The sequence below is a fragment of the Rickettsia endosymbiont of Ixodes scapularis genome (assembly GCF_000160735.1).
Classification (GTDB): Bacteria; Pseudomonadota; Alphaproteobacteria; order Rickettsiales; family Rickettsiaceae; genus Rickettsia; species Rickettsia tamurae.
Window position 1 is genome coordinate 1,004,953 of sequence record NZ_CM000770.1, and the last position, 21,024, is coordinate 1,025,976.

The following is a 21,024-nucleotide window of genomic DNA, read 5'->3' on the forward strand; positions in this document are numbered from 1 at the left end:
GCACTACAACAAGATCGCCGATATTTAGCTCTAATCTTCAGATATAAATAATCTACCGGAAATAATTTTGCTCCGGCAATAATATTTTTCTATCGCATATATAAATGTATTTTATAATTTTTTATTATATACTAAATTTAATAAATTGTAGAAATTTATGATGAAAAAAATTATTATAGGAATTTCCGGAGCTTCAGGAGCAATATACGGTATTCGTTTGCTTGAAGTACTAAAGGAGCAAAATATCGAAACTCATTTGATTATTTCAGAGGGAGCAGCTCTTACTATAAAGCTCGAAACTAAATATTCTATAGATGAAGTTAAGCTACTGGCTAATTATTATTATGACGATAAAGATTTAGGTGCTACTATTTCAAGCGGTTCTTTTAAAACTTTGGGAATGATAATAGCCCCTTGTAGTATGAAAGCCTTAGCAAGTATTGCTCACTCAATGGAAGATAGTTTAATTAGTAGAGCGGCAGGAGTTGTACTTAAAGACAGACGAAAACTTATTTTAATGACCCGTGAAACTCCACTACATATCGGACATTTAGAAAATATGCTAAAAGTAGCGAGTTACGGCGGTATCATAGCACCGCCTGTGCCGGCTTTTTATAATAACCCTGTAAATATAGATGATATAGTCAATCACTCTATTACTAGAGTTTTAGATTTTTTCGATATCGAAACTAATTTAATTAAACGCTGGGGTAGTTATGAGCAATAAAGTATCAACTTTACTATTAAACTTATATTAAAAAAACTCATCGTGCTGTTAGTAAATATCCCCCATCTAACAATGTTATACCTGAATTTTATGAAATAAATAAAATTATTTAATGTGTATTCAATATAAACATATAGTTGCTATAATTTATACTATTACATTATTTTTGGATAGATTAGACCTAACAATTATTAATGTTGCTCTTCCAACTATTGCTGATCATTTTGGGATTTCTGTTATCAATGCAAATTGGATCAGTATAGCTTTTCTCTTAGCACTCTCTATTTTCCATTCCAATTAGTAATTGGTTGGGAGATAAATTTGGTTTAAAAAATATTTATATATTATCGATAATTCTCTTTGGTGTTGCTTCATGTTTATGTGCATCTATTAATAATTTTTATGTTTTAATCTTGCTAAGATTCTTACTGGTAATTTTTTGTATCAGAGAGTAGAATTAACTAATTATTGTCTGATGTATTTATAACAAACTCATCTCATAAACTATATTATTGTGGTAAATTATCTTTATAAAAACTCAAATGAATAATATAAAATGTTCTATTTTGAGTTTTATTGCGTGGATTGGTTTTAACGTCATTGCGAGGAAAAACTGTAAGTTTTGACGAAGCAATCCAGTAAAAAATTCTGATTTACAGAATTTTTTTATTATTCTCCTAGATTGCCACGCAGCCTACGGCTGCTCGCAATGACGACTCGGTATCCACAAAACAATACCTCGTGGGGATGACATAAAGGGCTTCTTTTTTCAAACCATATAATAATTTAACAAACAACAATGGCACGTAATAAAATAAATAATGACAAAAATATAGCTGCTAACGAAGAAGTAGATATTCCTATACCAAGGGTTTTACCTTCCAATGTTCAAGCAGAGCAAATGCTACTTGGGGCGATTCTAACCAATAATGAATTACTAAATTACGTATCGGAATTTTTACGCGATGAACATTTTTTTGAGCCTATTCATCAAAAAATCTATGAAGCAATTGAGAAAATTACTGAAAAAGGGCTGATAGCTACACCTATTACTTTACGTAGTATGTTAACTCAAGATGAACTATTTCAAGGAATAGAAGGAGCGGAATATTTAGCAAAATTGATAACTATGTCAATGATGGTAATAAATCCGATTGATTACGGTAAAATAATATATGATTTAGCAATAAAGCGTAATTTAATAAATATCGGTGAAGAAGTAGTAAATAATGCCTATAATTCTTCATTAGAAGTTGAAGCAAAGGAACAGATTGAACATGCCGAAGCTAAGCTTTACGATTTAGCTAGCGAAGGCTTAAATGAAAAAAGTTTTACCAAAATCGGTATATCTATTTCAGAATCCCTTGCTAGCATTAATAGAGCTATGAAAAATAACGATCACGTAATCGGTATATCTACCGGTTTGATTGATCTAGATAATAAATTATTTGGCTTTCATAATTCCGATCTTATAATTCTCGCAGGACGTCCGTCGATGGGTAAAACAACATTCGCTATAAACCTTGCACTTAATGCCTGTAATAATATGCGTCTTAAAAATATTAGAGATAATCAAGAAATTCAGTCGGTAGGTTTTTTCTCTTTAGAAATGTCCTCAGAACAGCTAACCACACGTCTACTTTCAATGTGTGCAGAAATTGATTCTACTTCTCTTCGTACGGGGATTCTAGGTGAAGAAAAATATAACCGTCTTCGCAAGGAAGCAAATACTTTATCGGAATTACAATTTTTTATCGATGATACCCCTGCTCTATCTATTTCCGCTATAAGAACAAGAGCTAGAAGAATGAAACGCAAGCATAATCTCGGTATATTATTTATCGATTATTTACAATTAATTAGAGGAGTAAGTAAATCCGAAAATAGAGTTAGCGAGATTTCAGAAATAACCCAAGGCTTAAAAGCAATAGCAAAAGAGTTAAATATTCCGGTTATTGCGTTATCTCAGCTCTCAAGAGCGGTAGAACTACGTGAGGATAAAAAACCTATGCTATCCGATCTTCGAGAATCAGGAACTATAGAACAGGATGCTGATATAGTAATGTTTATTTACCGTGAAGAATATTATTTAACTAGAAAAGAACCGGCAGCAGGCGATGCCAAACATGCCGAATGGTTAGATAAGCTCAACAAAGTATATAATATTGCCGATATAATTGTTGCAAAACATCGTAACGGACCGGTTGGAAATGTTCCGCTTTATTATGATAGTCAATTTTCTAAATTTGGTAATTTGGAGAAAAGAACTTTTAACTCTAATTAAATCAGAATTGCTTTAACATTATTGTGAGCAGGCATTACTCATGTGGATACCAAGTAGTCATTGCGAGCAAACGTTAGTGAGCGTGGCAATCTCAGGAATTTTTCCCGAGATTGCTTCGTCGAATTACTGCGTAATTCTTCTCGCAATGACGGAAAAACCTATCAATGCAACAAAGCTGACTTGATTGCGGGATCTAATTTAAAATACTAAAATTATTAGTATTTTAAGTTGTTTTTATGGACCCCGTGGTCAAGCCACGGGGTGACACAGTAGATTTTACCAACCCACACAACAATACCTGTTCACATTTAATAGTTAATTTAGTTACTATATTAACGCGAGTTTCGTATTAAGATGCCTAAATTATGGTTAATGAATATGCTATAATCCTTATCCTTTCAAGGTTTGTAAGAGGTATGACAAGTTTTACAATTTAATAGTTATAGTCAAAAAAGACAATTTACTAAAAATTTATGCAGTTTTAAGTACATTTTATAACAAAAACAATATTACTAATATCCTCGTAACCCAGTTACTATCAGCTATTCAGTTCCTCTATTAATACGAAACTCGCGTATTATTAGCATATTATCTCACTATAAGCAATGTTTCATTTACTAGAGGTATACATGAAGTTAATTCAAAACAAATAATTAAATAAAATCTTTAATTTGCCTAAAATATAGATGTTTTTTGTCATAACTATAATAGTTTATATTAACAAACGCGAGTTTCGTATTCAAAAAGTCGCTGAATAGCTGATAGTAACTGGGTTACGTGGATCTTAATAATACTGTTTTTGTTATAAAGTGAGTACAAAATATAAATTGCTAATTAAAATATGGTATTTATAGTATTAGAAAAAAGTTTATAGGTTATTGAAAAAACTTTAAGAGCAATAACCTATGATAATGGATTTTACAGAAATATTTTGTTACGTCGATGATTTTTTTCAAGAATTAGACAAGCATACAAATTCAATTACTAACCATAACAACAAATCTGGTCCTATAAGTCGACTGAACAGAAGTGAGGTAATAACAATTATAATAGGCTACTGGCAGTCATCTTATGATTGTTTTAAGAATTATTATCTGAAGCAAATATGAATTCATCATCAAAGAGATTTTCAATTAGTAAGCTATAGTCAATTTATAAAAATAATAGGTCCACATTTACCACTATTAGTACTAATATTCAATTCTATTTTGGATCAGTGTGACGGACTCTCTTTTGTAGATTCAAGTAGTATAGAGGTATGTAAGAGATACCGTATTTCAATGAATAAAGTGTTCGCCGGCATAGCAGCAAGCAGTAAGACAACAAAAGGTTGGTTCTATGGACTTAAACTACATCTAATAATTAATAGAGCCGGTGGTATAGTTAAAGCATCTTTTAGCCCTGGCAATAAGGATGATAGAAAACAGCTGGAACTGATAATCAAAAATCTTTTTGGTAAAGTATTCGGAGATCGTGGTTATATTTCGCAACAATTATTTCTACAACTTTTAGAGCAAGGAATTTTTATGGTAACTAGGGTAAAGAAAAATATGAAAAATAAACTTATGTCTATGTTGGATAAAATATTATTGCTTAAAAAAGCATTAATAGAATCTGTGTTTAGTAAAATTAAACTATTGGGGAAGTTTGAGCATTCAAGGCATAGATCAGTTATAAATGCCTTTGTGCATATGGTTGCAGCACTGATAAATTATCAAATGTCTGATAATAAACCTTCTATTACATCTCTCTTGATATGCTAAATCCTATGCTATATTAATTCGAAACTCGCGTTAGGTACTACTACTACTACTACTACTACTACTACTACTACAATATAAGCCGGTAATATAGTAACAATAGAAGCGGTCATATTACGAATTACTAAATTCGGTATCGAATTCATAAACATAGTTTTAAGGGAATCACATAGCCCTACTCCGAGTATCGATGTAGTGATAGCAAGAGTTAAAATTATCCAAACTAATAATTGTACGGACTGCCATTTTGCTATATTACTTAATTAAATCTCTGACTTCTACATTACTTGTAATCATTTGTTGATAAAATGTTGGATTATTATGATGTACTACAATAAGAATACTACAAGTCCAAATTATATATACTAATTGCAGGAATTAAGCTTCCAAATAAAAACGCCGTCTTTAGCATTTTTGTTACAATAATTAGTTAAGGTATGGAAGATTACTTGGAAACCAAATGAAGTAAAAACTACCGGAGTTACTACACCCCATATAGATATTTCTTTATAATTTGGTGAGAATAAAAGTAAATTATCCCACTGAATCATAGAAACAAGTCCAATAACTAAAATTGCAATTATTATAAGCAATCCGATAAATAGCACTCGATTTATATAATCTACTAACTTTAGAGGTAATAATAATATTAGAATGCTAATAATAACATACCATGCTCCTATATAATACTTGTATCTAAAGCTAATAACTTCTGTAATATTGAAGAGCCTCCGTATATAAATACTGCAAGTAAAGCATATGAAAGGAGCTTAAGGCTTACCATACCGATGATTTGAGCAGTATGTCCTGAAAAATATTTTCCCAATGCCCCAAGTGTTAAGCCTTTACCCGCTTTAAGATTAAGCTCTAGGTTAATTAAAGAAGTATAATACATTATAAACCAAATTATAAACATCAATAACTAGGTATTATACCTAATTTTGCTAATACCATGGGTAGTGCTATCATACCGCTACCTATACAAGTACCTGAAATTAACAGGATTGAACCAATAAGTTTTTACATAATAATGAAGTTTAGATTAAAGAAAAGGACTTAATTTTTGCTAAAAAGAAAATCAGCTAAAAAAAAGAAGATAAGAATTTTAAAGAATAAAAAGTTTTGATAAGTAAAATTAACATTCGTATAATTTTGTTAAAATATATGTAACGATATAGTATAATTATATTAATAATTTATGTCAAATTATTAATATTGCTTTTTAAGGGTATTTTTATATATTCTTATTGAAATTTACTATATTTAAAAATGCATAGATTAGCCAAAATAATTAGTAATGCAGGAATCTGTTCTAGGCGTGATGCTGAAAAGCTGATAGCTGAAGGGCAGGTAAAAGTAGACGGCATTACAATTTTATCACCGGCTACAAATGTTGATATTAGTAATCAAATTGAAGTATCAGGAATATTAATCAATCAATCGCAAACACCAAGGCTTTGGATTTATTACAAGCCTGTCGGTTTAATTACCACTCACAAAGATCCCTTATCTCGTAAAACGGTGTTTGAACAGCCAACCGGTTTACCTCGTGTTATTTCAATAGGTAGGCTGGATTTAAATAGCGAAGGTTTGTTATTACTAACTAATAGCGGCGATTTAGCTCGTCAGTTTGAGCTACCCTCAAGTAGGTTAAAGCGAGTATATCATGTTAGAGCATATGGGAAGTCTGATATTCTACTAAAAAGCAATTATAAAAATTTAGAAATTGACGGGATATTTTATAATCCTCATTCAATAAAATTACTTAAGCAAAATAAGAGTAATTCTTGGTTTGAAGTAGTTTTATTTGAAGGGAAAAATCGTGAAATTAGAAGAATATTCGAGTATTTTGGACTAAAAGTTAACAAGTTAATTAGGATTCAATATGGTAGTTTTACAATAGGTAATCTAAAACCCGGAGATTATAAAGAAATAAATAATAAAATACTGGAAAAATAATTAGTAATGTGTTATTATTAACGCATTTTAACTAATCATATAGAAAACATAATATGACAAATCTTAATGTATATAAATGTGAAGAAAAAGACTTAAACGATTATCTTGGTTATATAAAAGATAACCCTAATGTCTCACTAAATGATTTTATCAAAAATAAATATTATTTCGCTGAAGATAATGATAAAATTATCATTACCAGTTTAGAAAATATGGAAATTAACGCAGATTTAGCAAATGCCAATTTCCAAGGTACAATACTAACAGATGCCGTATTTAATAATTGTGACTTAACAAATACCATATTATGTGATTCAGATTTAACAAATGTAAAATTTAATGATTGTACATTTATCGGTACCGACTTTAGGGGAGCAAATCTTCATTATACAGATTTTAATTATGAAGATAATGATGAGGGCAAAATTCCTAATCTAAAAGATAAAATACGCGATATAAAACTATCTTTTTCAAATCTTGAAAGATTAAATAAATATATAGATAAAGATTTAGAAAAAGAACGTATTAAAGAAATAGTTGTAGATGAAGTTACGAAGAAAAAGAAATATATTCTAGCTATGGAAGACGAAGAAACTTTACATACAGTTAAATCAAGAGAGTTAGAAACTAAGCAAGAAGAGTTAGAAACTCTAAAGCAAAACTTAGATAATCCTGGGATTGCTACTAATCTTTTAAATAGCGCAGAAACTATTGCTCAAAACCGACAAAACGAACTAGAAAAAATCAATAAGTTACAGCATGAAGTAAATAAATTAGAAACTGAAGTATATGCTTTAGATAATCTTAGAATGTTCTGCGGTAACGGTCTTGCAGATATTTTTGAGCAGTTAAAAGACGAAAAAATACAAATAAAACTAGATTCTTCATATGTTATAGGTTCGACTGCCAAAGAACGAGATATACCGAAAGAATATATAAAATTAACTTCTCAAGAATTTGATCTATATTTAGCTGAAGCAGCGAAACAATCTAACACAAAATTATCTCTTACCGATTTTGTTAGAAAACAAAAAAATCTTTCAAAAGATACACATATAATCCCTGATCTTTCAGAAATCGATTTATCAGGTAAAACCCTTACTAATCTTAACCTGAAGAATACATTATTTGCTTCAGCTAATTTAGAAAATATTAAAATCTCAAATTGTAATTTAGATTTTACTAATTTTGAAGGAGCTAATTTACAAAATGCCGTTTTTCAAAATGTTACAGCTCGTAACACAGGATTTCTTTTTGCTGATCTTAAAAAGAGCAAAATTGAAAATAGTGATATGTCGAGAGCTTACATGCCTAAAGTAGATTTATCTGAAGCAGAGGTAACAAATAGCAAATTTAATGCAGTTATGATGGTTAATGCCGATGCCGAAAAGTTAATTATTAAAGATTCAGAATGGAAAAATTCTAATCTTACCGGTATATCGCTTGCTTATGCAGATATGCAAAGAGTTCAAATGCAGGGAGTAGTTTTAAATAATGCACTTCTAGATCAAGCAAATATCGTTTCTACTGATCTTGAAAATGCTTTTATGAATAAAACACATGCATTAGAAGCAAAATTTAAAGAGCAATGTAACATGCAAGGCATAACTGCAAGGAATGCCTATTTTAGCGATACTGAATTTGAGAATATATTATCTTTAAAAGAAGCTGACTTAAGAGAAGCTATAATGCAGCGTGTTAAACTTAAGAACGCTGATTTAACAAAAGCAAAGCTTGATAAAGCAAAGCTTGAATATGCCGATCTTACAAACGCTACGCTTACTAATGCAACTGCACAATTTGCTAAGTTAAGTAATGCTACTTTAGAAAAAGCAGAAGCCGAAGGATTAAATATTTCAGATGCTATTGCTAAAAATATTAATGCTAAGGAAGCTAACTTTAAAAATGCAATTATGCAGCGTGCCGATCTTACTAAAGCCGATTTCACTAAAGCAGTATTGGAAAATGCTGATATGCAAGCAATGGAAGCAGCCGAGGCTATATTTAAAGAAGCAAATCTAAAACAAGCGAATCTAAAAGTAGCAAATCTAGCTGGAATTAATAAAGAAGGAGCAGATTTTGATAAAGCAAAAATCGACGATGCTACAAAGATGCATGATACTAAAGGTGAGGCTAAAGGGAATTTAGATCATCAAGATAAAGACGGTAAAAAAACATCTGTCAATGTTAACGAACATGCTAAATTACAAGATAAAATTCATGCAAGAGAGAAAAGCGGTTGGTTTCTGAAAACCGGAGTAGGACAGTTTTGTACAAAAATTGCTAAAAGTACTACATCAGGAATTAGCAGCGTAACAAATTTCTTAGCAAGTAAAAAATTTTTAGTAGGGCTTGCCGTAGTAGCGGGGCTTGCAGTAGCAGCTGCACCTTTCGTAGCAATGCCTGTGTTATTAGTCACCGGCACAGCCCTTGCTACTAAAACTGTCATTCTAGGAGCAGGTATTTTAGCTGGAGGGCTAGTCGCTACCGGAACTTATAAACTTACTCAAAAACTTTTACGCAATCTTCAGGAATCATTTAAAAATTTGACTAGCAGTATAGATAAATATATCTCACCGCCTCCTGAAAATATTGATGAATTAGTAACAGAAAAACAACAAGCAAGACAAAAAGCTGAGACAGAAAAATCTAAAGAATGGGAAGAAAATTTAAATAATGTAAATAATAATATTGATAAAGGTAAAGAACAAGATATTTTAAAACAAGCACAAAATAATTTAAACCAAGAAACGCCAAAAGTAGAAATAAAAGAAAAGAAATATAAAACTGTAGAAAAACAACAAACAAAATCTAATACATTCGCAGCAAAATTTAAACCTAACACTAAAGGCAAAGGATTTGCTGAAAAAAATAAAAGTCGAACAAAAAATCAAGGGCAACAAAAGAGCATATAACTAAATAAGTGTTAAAAATAATATCCGGTAAATATAGAAACCAAATTATACCTACCGCTAAAAATATCAAATATCGACCTTCCACCGATAAGCTCAAAGAGGCAATATTTAGTATATTAACCTCCGGTGAGTTTACCGGTAATAAATTATTTAACGAAAATACCCACATACTTGATTTATTTGCCGGTAGTGGTAGCCTTGCTTTTGAGAGCCTATCAAGAGGAGCAGGTTTTGCTACCTTAATTGATATTGATACATCCTCATTAAAAATAGCAGAAGGATTTGCTAAATCTCTAAACATTAAAAATAATGTTAATTTCGTTAATATTAATGCTTTAAATCTACCGAAAGCCAATAAAGCTTTTGATCTTGTATTTATCGACCCCCCTTATTATAAAGATATAGTGCCTAAAGTAATGAAGTCGCTTATAAACAATAACTGGTTTAAAGACGGTACTATCATAGTTATTGAGATGGCTAAACTAGATTACTATGTTTTAGATGAAAATATTGAAATTTTACGTGAAAAACTATATGGTAAGAGTAAGCTATTGGTTTTAAAGAAACGTCATTGCAAGGAGACATTGTTGCGTGGATCAATTTCACCTCTGTCACCCCGTGGCTTGACACAGTGGGTTTTACCGGTCCACGCAACAATGCCTTGCGAGGAGAAACTGTAAGTTTCGACGAAGTAATCTCAGGAATCCTACTTTATGAGATTGCCACGCTCCTTGTAGTCGCTTGCAATGACGTTCATATATACTCATCATCGAATAAAAACATGACCAAAGACAAAAAGCATTATACATGTTCTAACTGTGGAAATACTAGTCCTAAATGGTCGGGGCAGTGCTTTGATTGCGGTGTATGGGGTAGTATTGTTGAAGAGATAGTAAGTTCAAATAAAGCAATTGTTAAAACAGGTAGCAAACAAGATTTCGATAAGCTTTCAGGTCATGTAGCCGAGCAGTTACGCATCCCTACCCCTATAGGTGAATTAAATAGAGTACTAGGCGGCGGTTTAGTGCTTGGTTCTGCTATATTAATAGGAGGAGACCCTGGCATAGGCAAATCTACTTTGTTACTACAACTAGCAGCAAGTAACTTTGCATCAAAGATTAATTGCTTATATATAACGGGCGAAGAATCGTTAGACCAAATAAAATTAAGAGCCATAAGGCTAAACCTAACTAACTATAATACCGATACTTTAGCAGCTACTAATTTGGAAGATATTATTGCAAGTATAGAAGCAAATAAGAATAATATTGATTTAGTAGTGATTGATTCTATTCAAACAATTACCACAAAAGAATTATCCTCACCTCCAGGTACTGTTTCGCAAATTCGTATATGTGCAAATGAACTCGTTAATTATGCCAAACAAAATAATATAATTATTTTATTAAGCTGTCATGTAACTAAAGACGGACAACTAGCAGGTCCTAAGATACTTGAACATTTAGTTGATACCGTGCTATATTTTGAGGGAGATCATAATAATCATTTCCGTATTTTACGCTCATATAAAAATCGCTTTGGCAGTGTAGGCGAAATAGGAGTATTTGAGATGAGCGGCAGCGGGCTTATTGAAGTAACAAATCCGTCTGAACTATTTTTAATGAAGCGAGAGCAGAACGTTATAGGTACGTCTATTTTTGCAGGAATCGAAGGTTCAAGTCCGTTACTTATGGAAGTACAAGCCCTTATAGTACCCTCAAATATGGTAACCCCCAGACGCTCTGCGGTAGGCTGGGATGCTAATAGGTTATCAATGATACTTGCCGTGCTTATTAGTAGTAGGATAGGACTTAACCTTGCTAATTATGAAGTATATTTAAGCATTGCGGGGGGACTTAAAATTGCCGATCCTGCTTCTGATTTAGCAGTAGCAGCGAGCTTAATATCTGCTGCAACCGGCAAACCTGTACCTGAACATAGCGTCTTTTTCGGCGAAATAAGCTTATCGGGTGAAATAAGAAAAACCGCAAAAGCAGAAACAAGAATAAAAGAAGCCGTAAAACTTGGATTTAATAAGATTATCTGCTCTAAACTTGAAAATTTAACGTATGACTTTATATCTTCCGTCTCACATTTAAAGGACCTAAAAGAGATAATTAAATGAGTATAGTTTATGAAATAAGAAATTTGGAAGAAGCACGTAATTTTTTATCTAGTGTAGAAGAGCAGCTGATATTAACAAATCATGCCTCTAGCGTAAAATATTACGGTATGCTAGCAATTGATTACATGTTTAAAACTTTAAGTAAAGAATTTCCGGAAAAAGTTTTAGATCTTACCGTAAATGTAGGAGAGGATCACGCCGCTTTATTTACTGCAATCAAACTAGGGTATAAGAATATAGCATATACAGGGGATTCTGAGGAAGCCAGGGGGTTGTTGTGCGGATATCAAACCGTCATTGCGAGCGACTGCAAGGAGCGCAGCAATCCAGAAAATAATTAAAAAAATGCTAAAAATTAGCATTTTTAACTGGATTGCTTCGTCAATTACTCCGTAATTTTCCTCGCAATGACGAAAATTTAATAATAAAAACCATGAATATCAAAGATATAGGGGTAATAATTGCTAAAAAACCTTTAAAAGAAAATACATTTATTATTACGGTTTTTACTAAAAATCATGGTTTATATTCGGGGGTTGTAAAAGAATCTTCTAAAAAAAGCAAATTTATATATCAGGAAGGGAATATTGTAGATTTTCTTTGGCAGGCAAGACTACACGAACATATCGGCATGGCTAAATGTGAACTCATCAAATCTTACACCGGTTATTTTATAATAAATAAAGCTAAATTATATGCCTTTAATTCCGTTATATCTTTAATCAAAGAGTTATTTCATGAAAGAGAAGAACATTCTAATTTTTTTTCATTTCTAATTAACTATTTAGATAATTTATCAAAGAATTTTTGTTTTCGTGATTATATTAATTTTGAGCTAGCTTTACTTGCCGAGACGGGTTATAAGCTTGATCTTACCAAGTGCGACGTGAGTCATGTTACAACTGATTTAACCTATGTATCACCTAAATCAGGTAGAGCATTATCATATAAAGTAGGGAAACCTTATAAAGATAAATTATTGATTTTACCAAGATTTTTACTATCAGAAAATAGCGAGATTACATTAGAAGAAAAAAAACAAGCTATAACTCTAACAAACTATTTTTTTAATAGATATTTATTTCATAATAATAGACAGGCTGAAGCACGCCAAGCTTTTATGGAGTACATTTTATAGTAAATTAAGTAGTATTAGGTGCAATTTCTACAGCATCTTTTAATTTTTTAAAAACATATCTCATACCGTAAATGGGTTAGCATTAGCGGTATTCGTTATATCTTTAAAAAAATAAAATATTTCCTATAAATTGCACCTAATATAGCTTAAGCAGGTAAGGTAGTTACTTTTTGTAATACGTGATAAACAGCATCAAAAAAATATGTAAAGTTACTAGTATCTTTTCTAATTTACGCGAGTTTCTTATTAAGATGCCTAAATTATGGTTAATGAATATGCTATAATGCTTATCCTTTCAAGGTTTGTAAGAGGTGTGACAAGTTTTACAATTTAATAGTTATAGTCAAAAAAGACAATTTACGGGGGTGTCAGAAAGTTTGTGTAAGTTATAAAAATAGTTAAGAATAAAATTAATTAAAACAACTTACATGAGGCTAATATGAAGAATAAGAGTAAAGTATCAAATCCGACTATAAAAAAAGTAGTATCAGAAATACTATCACAAAGTGATCCATCTGAGATATTTGGCAAAGAAGGAATATTTCAGGAAATTAAAAAGCAGATAGTAAATAAGATTTTAGAAAAAGAAATGGAATCTCATATAGGTTATGAGAAGCATTCTAAGAATACCAAGGAGTCAGATAATAGACGTAATGGCAATTATGAAAAGACTCTAATAGATTCCGAGGGTCGTAAATTGATAGTAGAAGTGCCAAGGGATCGGGAAGGAGAATTTGAACCTCAACTAATTCCAAAAGGAGTAAGGAGATTTGAAGGATTTGATGATAAAGTAATATCTTTATATGCTAGGGGAATGACTATTCGAGAAATACAAGGGCACTTAGAAGAACTATATGCCACCAAAGTATCATCTGAGTTAATATCAAAGGTAACTGATGGCATTTTAGAGGAAGTTACTGCGTGGCAGAATAGAGCACTTGATAGTGTATATCCTATAATGTAGATTGTATTCATGTTAAGGCAAGAGACAATCATATAATAATAAATAAAGCAGTTTATCTAGCTATTGGCGTGAATATAGAAGGCAAGAAGGAACTATTAGGTATTTGGATAGGCAAGAATGAAGGATCTAAATTTTGGATGCAAGTAGTAACAGAACTGAAGAATCGTGGTGTAGAACAAATATATGTTGCGTGTGTTGATGGTCTTAAAGGTTTTCCAGAAGCAATAAATAGCATTTTCCCAAAAACCACAGTACAACTGTGTATTGTTTCATATGGTAAGAAACTCTGTAAAATACGTATCATATAAAGATTTAAAATTGGTAACAGCTGATTTAAAGGCAGTTTATTCTGCAATAAATGAAGCAGAGGGATTAAGAGAATTACAAAATTTTTGCTAAAAAATGGGGATGAAAAAATATCCAGTTATTTTTGATATATGGCAGGAGAAATTGGTCTGGGAATAGCTCCCGTTCTTTTAGCTTTCCGGAAGACATTAGAAGAGGCGATTTACACTACTAATGCTATTGAATCAACTAACCCGTCAAATTCATAAAATTATAAAAAAATAAGGGGGTATTTCCAGATGATAAATCGATTCAGAAAATAATCTTTTTAGCATTGACAAATGCTTCTAAAAAATGGACAATGCCTATTAAGAATTAGGCCATGGCTTTAAATCAATTTGCTATACTTTGTGATACTAATTTACAAAATTGGGCAAATGGAGAAATCGTACTTACACAAAAAATCTGACAGACCCCGATTTACTAAAAATTTATGCAGTTTTAAGTACATTTTATAACAAAAACAATATTACTAATATCCTCGTAACCCAGTTACTATCAGCTATTCAGTTCCTCTATTAATACGAAACTCGCGTTAATTTGCATGTTTAATTTTAAACCAATAATGTTCTATAGGATTAAGGTCAGGACTGTAAGTAGGAAGGAATAAAATACTTGCCCCTACCGATTCAATTAATTCTTTTACCTTAGAGTTTTTATGAAAATTAATATTATCCATTACTACGACTTTGTCCTGCCCTTAATGTCCCCCTTCGGGGATAAGAAATCCCTCGCCTTCAGGCGAAGGGAAGATATAATGAAATTGCTTTAGCAATGAATTTATATCAAGAAACATGAGAAGTTATAGAAAGAATAGTCATAGTCAGTATGATTTAAAAGTACATCTTATATGGATACCAAAATATAGGAAGAGAGTATTGATAGGCAAAGTAGCGGAAAGGGCTAGAGATTTACTAAGGCAGATTTGTATGGAACATGAAGTATATATAATTTCAGGGAAAATATCATGTGATCACGTGCATATGTTTATCTCATATAAATCACAAATATCTCTTAGCAAGTTAGTACAGTATTTAAAAGGTAGTAGCTCAAGAATTTTATTGCAAGAATTTGCTCATTTAAGAAAACAATTTTGGGGCAATCATTTGTGGGCTAGGGGCTATATGGCGGTCAGTTCAGGTAATATAACTGATGAAATGATACAGCACTATATTGATGAACAGGAAGGTGAACCTGTGAATGATGATCGATTTCTAATCGATGGGTCTGTCAGATTTTTTATGTAAGTACGATTTCTCCATTTGCCCAATTTTGTAAATTAGTATCACAAAGTATAGCAAATTGATTTAAAGCCATGGCCCAATTCTTAATAGGCATTGTCCATTTTTTAGAAGCATTTGTCAATGCTAAAAAGATTATTTTCTGAATCGATTTATCATCTGGAAATACCCCCTTATTTTTTATAATTTTACGAATTTGACGGTTAGTTGATTCAATAGCATTAGTAGTGTAAATCGCCTTTCTAATGTCTTCCGGAAAGCTAAAGAACGGAGCTATTCCAGACCAATTTCTCTGCCATATATCAAAAATAACTGGATATTTTTCATCCCATTTTTTAGCAAAATTTTGTAATTCTCTTAATCCCTCTGCTTCATTTATTGCAGAATAAACTGCCTTTAAATCAGCTGTTACCAATTTTAAATCTTTATATGATACGTATTTTACAGAGTTTCTTACCATATGAACAATACACAGTTGTACTGTGGTTTTTGGGAAAATGCTATTTATTGCTTCTGGAAAACCTTTAAGACCATCAACACACGCAACATATATTTGTTCTACACCACGATTCTTCAGTTCTGTTACTACTTGCATCCAAAATTTAGATCCTTCATTCTTGCCTATCCAAATACCTAATAGTTCCTTCTTGCCTTCTATATTCACGCCAATATCTAGATAAACTGCTTTATTTATTATTATATGATTGTCTCTTGCCTTAACATGAATACAATCTACATTATAGGATATACACTATCAAGTGCTCTATTCTGCCACGCAGTAACTTCCTCTAAAATGCCATCAGTTACCTTTGATATTAACTCAGATGATACTTTGGTGGCATATAGTTCTTCTAAGTGCCCTTGTATTTCTCGAATAGTCATTCCCCTAGCATATAAAGATATTACTTTATCATCAAATCCTTCAAATCTCCTTACTCCTTTTGGAATTAGTTGAGGTTCAAATTCTCCTTCCCGATCCCTTGGCACTTCTACTATCAATTTACGACCCTCGGAATCTATTAGAGTCTTTTCATAATTGCCATTACGTCTATTATCTGACTCCTTGGTATTCTTAGAATGCTTCTCATAACCTATATGAGATTCCATTTCTTTTTCTAAAATCTTATTTACTATCTGCTTTTTAATTTCCTGAAATATTCCTTCTTTGCCAAATATCTCAGATGGATCACTTTGTGATAGTATTTCTGATACTACTTTTTCTATAGTCGGATTTGATACTTTACTCTTATTCTTCATATTAGCCTCATGTAAGTTGTTTTAATTAATTTTATTCTTAACTATTTTTATAACTTACCTTACTACATGACAATTTTTCATTTTATCATCTTTGGATATTGGAATATCAAGGACAACAGCTGTATCCAACGTACTAATTGAGTAGAAATATTATACAAGATATTAACCAATGTATCTAATCCAACACGAAATATACTATTTTGCCTATAACCATGTTTTTTAATAACTATTGGTTTATCTAAAACTATAATCTCTCCAGTTTGATAAGCTAGGCAAAATGCAATAGACAATATTTGCATCAATGTATCTAATCGTAAATCATTAGTAATATGAGTTGCTTCACAGTTGAATCCTGCTGATTTAAAAGCTTTGAACATTGTTTCAATTTGCCATCTTTGAGCATATATCTCAGCAGGATTTTTGATCTCATCACTATGTATTAAGACTGCAAGTTCACTCTTCTTATTTCTGATCCCTACTACATTAAATATTTCACCTTTTGTACCAATTCTACGTTGTGACAAACTCACATGCGATCCTATGGCTAGAGGGCGAAATAACTCTTGTATTTTAACCATTTTTCCCCTTGCATTACTGATATATTGTCTATTTTCTCTAACTCGAAAAACGTATCTTATTTGATTTGTTCTAAGCCAAGAGAGCCATTCCTTACCTATAAATTCTCTATCAGCGGTTAATGCTTCAATGCGGTTTTTGTCAAAAACTTCTAAAAAACACTCCATCAGATCAATACGCTCAATATAATCAGAGTTACCACACTTTTTATCACTTAGAAAATTCCAAAAAGGGGGATCGCTATACCATGAAAACTGACAGCTAAATATAAAATATTTATATGTCGTTTACCAAATTTCCAATTCGTTCTATCTAAACACAATACCCATTTTTGCTCCTGCTCAAACCCAGTCATCATGACTAACATAACAGGTAATACTCTCCATGATATTGAGATTTCAGAGATAAATCTTTGCATCCTTCTATACCATGAAGCTGCTTTAATCCCAGACGGCATTCTATTGCATAACAATGACATGTTTACTGTCCTGCTGTTAAGCATTGAAATAATAAATAATCCTAAACATTTTGCTCTTGATAAATTAAGTGAAATATGTTTTTGTAATAATTCGACTAGAGGGGCGGAATGATCTTTCATATGTAAACCAAGTTCTTTCCCCGTTATCATCATGAATTATCAGCAAAATTCAATCCTTTAGTCCTTACATCTCTAAAAATTGTCATGTAGTAAGATAACTTACACAAACTTTCTGACACCCCCCTCGATTTCTAATCGATTCCACTTTATAACCCCTCAGCTTATAGCTGAGGGTTCTTTAGTTTATGATTTCTTTTGGGATGAAGAAAAGTTTTTTTATAGCTGTAACCAACTTTTCTAATCATGTTTATTATAGTTCTTGCTGACACTTTACTAGGATACAAGATGGCTAGCTCTCGACTGCTTTTATCTTTATTAGATTCCAAAAATTTTTTAAATCCTTCCATATCTGTTATTTTATGACTATGCCCTTTTTGATAGCCAGTTTTTAATTGAACATCTCCTGTTTCTTTCTTTAATTTCTTCCAATCATATATTACTTTACGGCTGATATTAAATACTTGACTTGCTTCTATTATTCTTTTCCCTGACTCAATATATTGAATCACTCCCTTTCTTAAATCATATGAATATGGACTTGGCATAACTATTTTCTAATTACTTTACCATATCCTTTTATTAATATCACTATCTTAATTGCCTATGCTATACTACTTAATTTACTATAAATAATTCTTAGAGATTCTATATTTTTACTTTTATTTTTCTTATTTAATGATATACTTATTTACGTAATTACTTAAATAAGTATGTAATATGACTAGATTAAGCATAGATATACCAAACGAATTACATCATTTTCTTAAAGTTCATACTGCACATAAAAATGATACTATTATGAATTTTGTAAGAGAAGCGATATACTGTAAAATAGAACAGGAAAAAGAATTAAATACAGAATCAATAAAAATATTAGAAGAATCAGCAAAAGGTTTAAATATTAATAAATATTCTTCATATAAAGAAATGTATAAAAAACTTAATTTAATATGATTCTGCAAACTTCTACTAAACGTTTTGAGAAAGAATTACTACTTATGTATAAACGTGGTAAAGACATTAAAAAGCTAATTAAAGTTACAGATTTATTAGTAGAAAATATTAAAGCCGGTATCGCACATCATTTATTACTCCCTACCAAATATTGCTACATAAAATTATTAATATGGAAAATATTTGGGATTGTCATATAGAGCCTGATTGGCTGTTACTTTATTATTTGGATGATGAAGTTTTAAGATTAGAACGTACCGGTATACATAGTGACTTATTCAAATAATAATCTATGAAAATACTAGCATTTGACACAGCCAATAATACTGCATCGGTAGCAATATCCGAAAATGAGAATATCCTTGCATATATAGAAGAATTACGCCCTTCTATGCAAGCAGAAAATCTAATGCCGATGATAGAAGACGTGATGAAAGCAGCTAAATGTTCATATGATGATTTAGATTATTTAGCGGTAACTAACGGACCCGGTAGCTTTACCGGCATTAGAATAGGACTTGCTAGTGCTAAAGGTATATTATTTGCCAAGGAAAATATTAAAGCATTAGCGGTTAGTAATTTTGAATATGCCTACTTTAGAGCCATAACTCAAGTTAAAGATTATGATAAAATATATGTCTTTTTAAACGCTTATCGCTCACAGTTTTATATGCAAGTTTTTCATAAATCAGGGAAAATAGAAGAGCCGTTATTGATAGATTTCGAGTATGCTATAAAACTGCTTACAAATGAGAAAGGGAATATAGTTTGTTGCGGTAGCGGCCTTGAATTTATATATCACCAAATTATGCATTTACCGAGTATAATAACCTTGCCACGTTTTGGCACGAGGTAAAGCCTGGGTTATTTGTAGATATATTGTTAATAAATTGTCGAGCGATATAAAGTTAAACAGCTCTATCGAACCGCTATACATACGCCCTCCTGATGCTAAAATAGCAATCAATTATGTCATTCCTAGTTAAAAGTAGGAATCCATTTACTGGATTCCTGTGATCAACGAAATGACATAAGAGCTTTATTATACGTATACTACATCATCCTTCATAAAGACTCCAAAATAATTATAAGATAATTCACCTGATAACTTCATAGTAAAATCACTATTAGAGTGTTCTACTTGATTGTCTGATACTTCTATTTCATCTTCACAATCAGAGAATCCGGAATCACTATCAGATACTTCACCTGATTCTTGCTTTGCACACTTCTTGTCATGTATTAAGGTTATTATTTGCCCAACTAATGATTTCGATAAATCATAATTATCCGAGTCAATAATATCAATGATTCTTACTAGACTTTCATCTGAGGCGTTATTAATTATCTTTGCTAATTTATTATTTGAAATACTACTAACGATTCTTACTAAATTTTTATTTGGAATAATATCAAAATTTTCTGCAAGTTTTTCTTCTCCTGCTAAAATAATTATATTTTCAAGCCATTCATCAGAAATATTCTCATTTGATAATTTTTTTAGTTCCTGCTCTGTAAGTTCTTCTAAAGAAAGATTATTAGGGTTTTCATTAAATAATTTATCCAACTTATCTCGTGTAATTAAATCTATTACTTTTTCAAGATGCCAAGGCATAATATAATTAACTAATTTTTGTGCTTGCTCATCAGAAATATTATTAATTAATTTTGCCAATTTTTTCTTACTACATGACAATTTTTAGAGATGTAAGGACTAAAGGATTGAATTTTGCTGATAATTCATGATGATAACAGGGAAAGAACTTGGTTTACATATGAAAGATCATTCCGCCCCTCTAGTCGAATTATTACAAAAACATATTTCGCTTAATTTATCAAGAGCAAAATGTTTAGGATTATTTATCATTTCAATGCTTAACAGCAGGACAGTAAACATGTCATTGTTATGCAATAGAATGCCGTCTGGGATTAAAGCAGCTTCATGGTATAGAAGGATGCAAAGATTTATCTCTGAAATCTCAATATCATGGAGAGTATTACCTGTTATGTTAGTCATGATGACTGGGTTTGAGCAGGAGCAAAAATGGGTATTGTGTTTAGATAGAACGAATTGGAAATTTGGTAAACGACATATAAATATTTTATATTTAGCTGTCAGTTTTCATGGTATAGCGATCCCCCTTTTTGGAATTTTCTAAGTGATAAAAAGTGTGGTAACTC

General features: G+C 31.3%; 18 protein-coding genes and 8 pseudogenes. 18 read left to right on the forward strand and 8 right to left on the reverse strand.

Going from position 1 to position 21,024, the window contains the following annotated elements:
• Positions 1-157: 157 nt before the first annotated feature.
• The 4 genes from REIS_RS05060 to REIS_RS11170 all read left to right on the forward strand — a co-directional run bounded on the left by REIS_RS05060 (position 158) and on the right by REIS_RS11170 (position 4,774).
• Positions 158-727, forward strand: a complete 570-nt coding sequence (locus REIS_RS05060; RefSeq protein WP_008580183.1) for a UbiX family flavin prenyltransferase — start codon at positions 158-160, stop codon at positions 725-727.
• Positions 728-1,017: 290 nt separating this feature from the next.
• A complete protein-coding gene (locus tag REIS_RS17240) occupies positions 1,018-1,182 on the forward strand; it encodes an MFS transporter (protein ID WP_371256168.1) in 165 nt (54 codons plus the stop codon).
• A 344-nt stretch (positions 1,183-1,526) separates the two neighbouring features.
• On the forward strand, positions 1,527-3,011 hold the full coding sequence (locus tag REIS_RS05065; RefSeq protein ID WP_008580185.1) for a replicative DNA helicase: 1,485 nt from the start codon (positions 1,527-1,529) through the stop codon (positions 3,009-3,011).
• Positions 3,012-4,120: 1,109 nt separating this feature from the next.
• Positions 4,121-4,774: an IS982 family transposase gene (locus REIS_RS11170; protein ID WP_083787758.1), complete on the forward strand. Its 654-nt coding sequence runs from the start codon at positions 4,121-4,123 to the stop codon at positions 4,772-4,774.
• Positions 4,775-4,809: 35 nt separating this feature from the next.
• On the opposite strand, the pseudogene REIS_RS16435 reads toward REIS_RS11170, so the two are convergent.
• Positions 4,810-4,923: pseudogene (locus tag REIS_RS16435) on the reverse strand (amino acid permease); the annotation flags it as partial.
• 213 nt (positions 4,924-5,136) lie between these two features.
• Positions 5,137-5,740 (reverse strand): annotated as a pseudogene (locus tag REIS_RS17245) (aromatic amino acid transport family protein).
• A gap of 300 nt (positions 5,741-6,040) precedes the next feature.
• On the opposite strand from REIS_RS17245, the gene REIS_RS05090 reads away from it, so the two are divergent.
• The 8 genes and pseudogenes from REIS_RS05090 to REIS_RS17255 all read left to right on the forward strand — a co-directional run bounded on the left by REIS_RS05090 (position 6,041) and on the right by REIS_RS17255 (position 14,271).
• On the forward strand, positions 6,041-6,730 hold the full coding sequence (locus REIS_RS05090; RefSeq protein ID WP_008580187.1) for a pseudouridine synthase: 690 nt from the start codon (positions 6,041-6,043) through the stop codon (positions 6,728-6,730).
• 53 nt (positions 6,731-6,783) lie between these two features.
• Positions 6,784-9,649: pseudogene (locus REIS_RS05095) on the forward strand (pentapeptide repeat-containing protein).
• 4 nt (positions 9,650-9,653) lie between these two features.
• Positions 9,654-10,325 carry a 16S rRNA (guanine(966)-N(2))-methyltransferase RsmD gene (rsmD, locus tag REIS_RS05100; RefSeq protein WP_008580189.1) on the forward strand — a complete coding sequence of 224 codons (672 nt, stop codon included), beginning with the start codon at positions 9,654-9,656 and terminating at the stop codon, positions 10,323-10,325.
• A gap of 101 nt (positions 10,326-10,426) precedes the next feature.
• The gene (gene radA / locus REIS_RS05105) at positions 10,427-11,770 is read left to right on the forward strand and encodes a DNA repair protein RadA (RefSeq protein ID WP_037214395.1); all 1,344 of its coding nucleotides are present in this window, start codon (positions 10,427-10,429) and stop codon (positions 11,768-11,770) included.
• A complete protein-coding gene (locus REIS_RS05110) occupies positions 11,767-12,111 on the forward strand; it encodes a hypothetical protein (RefSeq protein WP_008580191.1) in 345 nt (114 codons plus the stop codon). The genes radA and REIS_RS05110 overlap by 4 nt, the downstream gene beginning before the upstream one ends.
• 92 nt (positions 12,112-12,203) lie before the next feature.
• The gene (gene recO, locus REIS_RS05115) at positions 12,204-12,908 is read left to right on the forward strand and encodes a DNA repair protein RecO (protein ID WP_008580192.1); all 705 of its coding nucleotides are present in this window, start codon (positions 12,204-12,206) and stop codon (positions 12,906-12,908) included.
• Between the two features lie 439 nt (positions 12,909-13,347).
• Positions 13,348-13,872 (forward strand): IS256 family transposase, encoded by a 525-nt coding sequence (locus REIS_RS17250; protein WP_040614714.1) that lies wholly within the window; start codon positions 13,348-13,350, stop codon positions 13,870-13,872.
• A 38-nt stretch (positions 13,873-13,910) separates the two neighbouring features.
• Positions 13,911-14,271: pseudogene (locus tag REIS_RS17255) on the forward strand (transposase).
• 481 nt (positions 14,272-14,752) lie between these two features.
• Here REIS_RS17255 and REIS_RS12675 read toward each other — a convergent pair.
• Positions 14,753-14,908, reverse strand: a pseudogene (locus REIS_RS12675) (transposase); the annotation flags it as partial.
• Positions 14,909-15,011: 103 nt separating this feature from the next.
• Here REIS_RS12675 and tnpA point away from each other — a divergent pair.
• On the forward strand, positions 15,012-15,464 hold the full coding sequence (tnpA, locus tag REIS_RS05130) for an IS200/IS605 family transposase (RefSeq protein WP_008579840.1): 453 nt from the start codon (positions 15,012-15,014) through the stop codon (positions 15,462-15,464).
• Here tnpA and REIS_RS11175 read toward each other — a convergent pair.
• The 4 genes and pseudogenes from REIS_RS11175 to REIS_RS05150 form a co-directional block, all read right to left on the reverse strand.
• Positions 15,457-16,715 (reverse strand): annotated as a pseudogene (locus tag REIS_RS11175) (IS256 family transposase). The gene tnpA and the pseudogene REIS_RS11175 sit on opposite strands and share 8 nt — an antisense overlap.
• A 77-nt stretch (positions 16,716-16,792) precedes the next feature.
• A complete protein-coding gene (locus REIS_RS12680; protein ID WP_338109792.1) occupies positions 16,793-17,560 on the reverse strand; it encodes an IS4 family transposase in 768 nt (255 codons plus the stop codon).
• Positions 17,506-17,922: a hypothetical protein gene (locus REIS_RS12685; protein WP_008579269.1), complete on the reverse strand. Its 417-nt coding sequence runs from the start codon at positions 17,920-17,922 to the stop codon at positions 17,506-17,508. Before REIS_RS12685 ends, REIS_RS12680 begins: the two co-directional genes overlap by 55 nt.
• A 128-nt stretch (positions 17,923-18,050) precedes the next feature.
• Positions 18,051-18,434, reverse strand: coding sequence for a helix-turn-helix domain-containing protein (locus tag REIS_RS05150; protein WP_008579989.1), 384 nt, complete (start codon positions 18,432-18,434; stop codon positions 18,051-18,053).
• Between the two features lie 172 nt (positions 18,435-18,606).
• Here REIS_RS05150 and REIS_RS05155 point away from each other — a divergent pair, with 172 nt between their 5' ends.
• From REIS_RS05155 to tsaB, 4 genes and pseudogenes are all read left to right on the forward strand, one after another.
• Positions 18,607-18,843, forward strand: a complete 237-nt coding sequence (locus tag REIS_RS05155) for a hypothetical protein (RefSeq protein ID WP_008580194.1) — start codon at positions 18,607-18,609, stop codon at positions 18,841-18,843.
• Positions 18,840-19,043, forward strand: coding sequence for a hypothetical protein (locus REIS_RS05160; RefSeq protein ID WP_023508108.1), 204 nt, complete (start codon positions 18,840-18,842; stop codon positions 19,041-19,043). Before REIS_RS05155 ends, REIS_RS05160 begins: the two co-directional genes overlap by 4 nt.
• Positions 19,016-19,129 carry a type II toxin-antitoxin system mRNA interferase toxin, RelE/StbE family gene (locus tag REIS_RS12690; RefSeq protein WP_081819168.1) on the forward strand — a complete coding sequence of 38 codons (114 nt, stop codon included), beginning with the start codon at positions 19,016-19,018 and terminating at the stop codon, positions 19,127-19,129. The genes REIS_RS05160 and REIS_RS12690 overlap by 28 nt, the downstream gene beginning before the upstream one ends.
• Before the next feature lie 6 nt (positions 19,130-19,135).
• Positions 19,136-19,829: pseudogene (gene tsaB, locus REIS_RS05165) on the forward strand (tRNA (adenosine(37)-N6)-threonylcarbamoyltransferase complex dimerization subunit type 1 TsaB).
• A 56-nt stretch (positions 19,830-19,885) separates the two neighbouring features.
• On the opposite strand, the pseudogene REIS_RS05170 reads toward tsaB, so the two are convergent.
• Positions 19,886-20,524, reverse strand: a pseudogene (locus REIS_RS05170) (hypothetical protein); the annotation flags it as partial.
• A 61-nt stretch (positions 20,525-20,585) separates the two neighbouring features.
• Here REIS_RS05170 and REIS_RS05175 point away from each other — a divergent pair.
• Complete coding sequence (locus REIS_RS05175; protein ID WP_008579269.1) at positions 20,586-21,002, forward strand: hypothetical protein; 417 nt, start codon at positions 20,586-20,588, stop codon at positions 21,000-21,002.
• The last annotated feature ends 22 nt before the right edge of the window (positions 21,003-21,024 follow it).

Bases quoted from the DNA above. Each gene is read 5' to 3' on its own strand.
- REIS_RS05060 (WP_008580183.1), top strand. From the start codon at position 158: ATGATGAAAAAAATTATTATAGGAATTTCCGGAGCTTCAGGAGCAATA.
- REIS_RS05065 (WP_008580185.1), top strand. From the start codon at position 1,527: ATGGCACGTAATAAAATAAATAATGACAAAAATATAGCTGCTAACGAA.
- REIS_RS05090 (WP_008580187.1), top strand. From the start codon at position 6,041: ATGCATAGATTAGCCAAAATAATTAGTAATGCAGGAATCTGTTCTAGG.
- radA (WP_037214395.1), top strand. From the start codon at position 10,427: ATGACCAAAGACAAAAAGCATTATACATGTTCTAACTGTGGAAATACT.
- REIS_RS05110 (WP_008580191.1), top strand. From the start codon at position 11,767: ATGAGTATAGTTTATGAAATAAGAAATTTGGAAGAAGCACGTAATTTT.
- recO (WP_008580192.1), top strand. From the start codon at position 12,204: ATGAATATCAAAGATATAGGGGTAATAATTGCTAAAAAACCTTTAAAA.
- REIS_RS17250 (WP_040614714.1), top strand. From the start codon at position 13,348: ATGAAGAATAAGAGTAAAGTATCAAATCCGACTATAAAAAAAGTAGTA.
- tnpA (WP_008579840.1), top strand. From the start codon at position 15,012: ATGAGAAGTTATAGAAAGAATAGTCATAGTCAGTATGATTTAAAAGTA.
- REIS_RS12685 (WP_008579269.1), bottom strand. From the start codon at position 17,922: ATGATGATAACGGGGAAAGAACTTGGTTTACATATGAAAGATCATTCC.
- REIS_RS05150 (WP_008579989.1), bottom strand. From the start codon at position 18,434: ATGCCAAGTCCATATTCATATGATTTAAGAAAGGGAGTGATTCAATAT.
- REIS_RS05155 (WP_008580194.1), top strand. From the start codon at position 18,607: ATGACTAGATTAAGCATAGATATACCAAACGAATTACATCATTTTCTT.
- REIS_RS05160 (WP_023508108.1), top strand. From the start codon at position 18,840: ATGATTCTGCAAACTTCTACTAAACGTTTTGAGAAAGAATTACTACTT.
- REIS_RS12690 (WP_081819168.1), top strand. From the start codon at position 19,016: ATGGAAAATATTTGGGATTGTCATATAGAGCCTGATTGGCTGTTACTT.
- REIS_RS05175 (WP_008579269.1), top strand. From the start codon at position 20,586: ATGATGATAACAGGGAAAGAACTTGGTTTACATATGAAAGATCATTCC.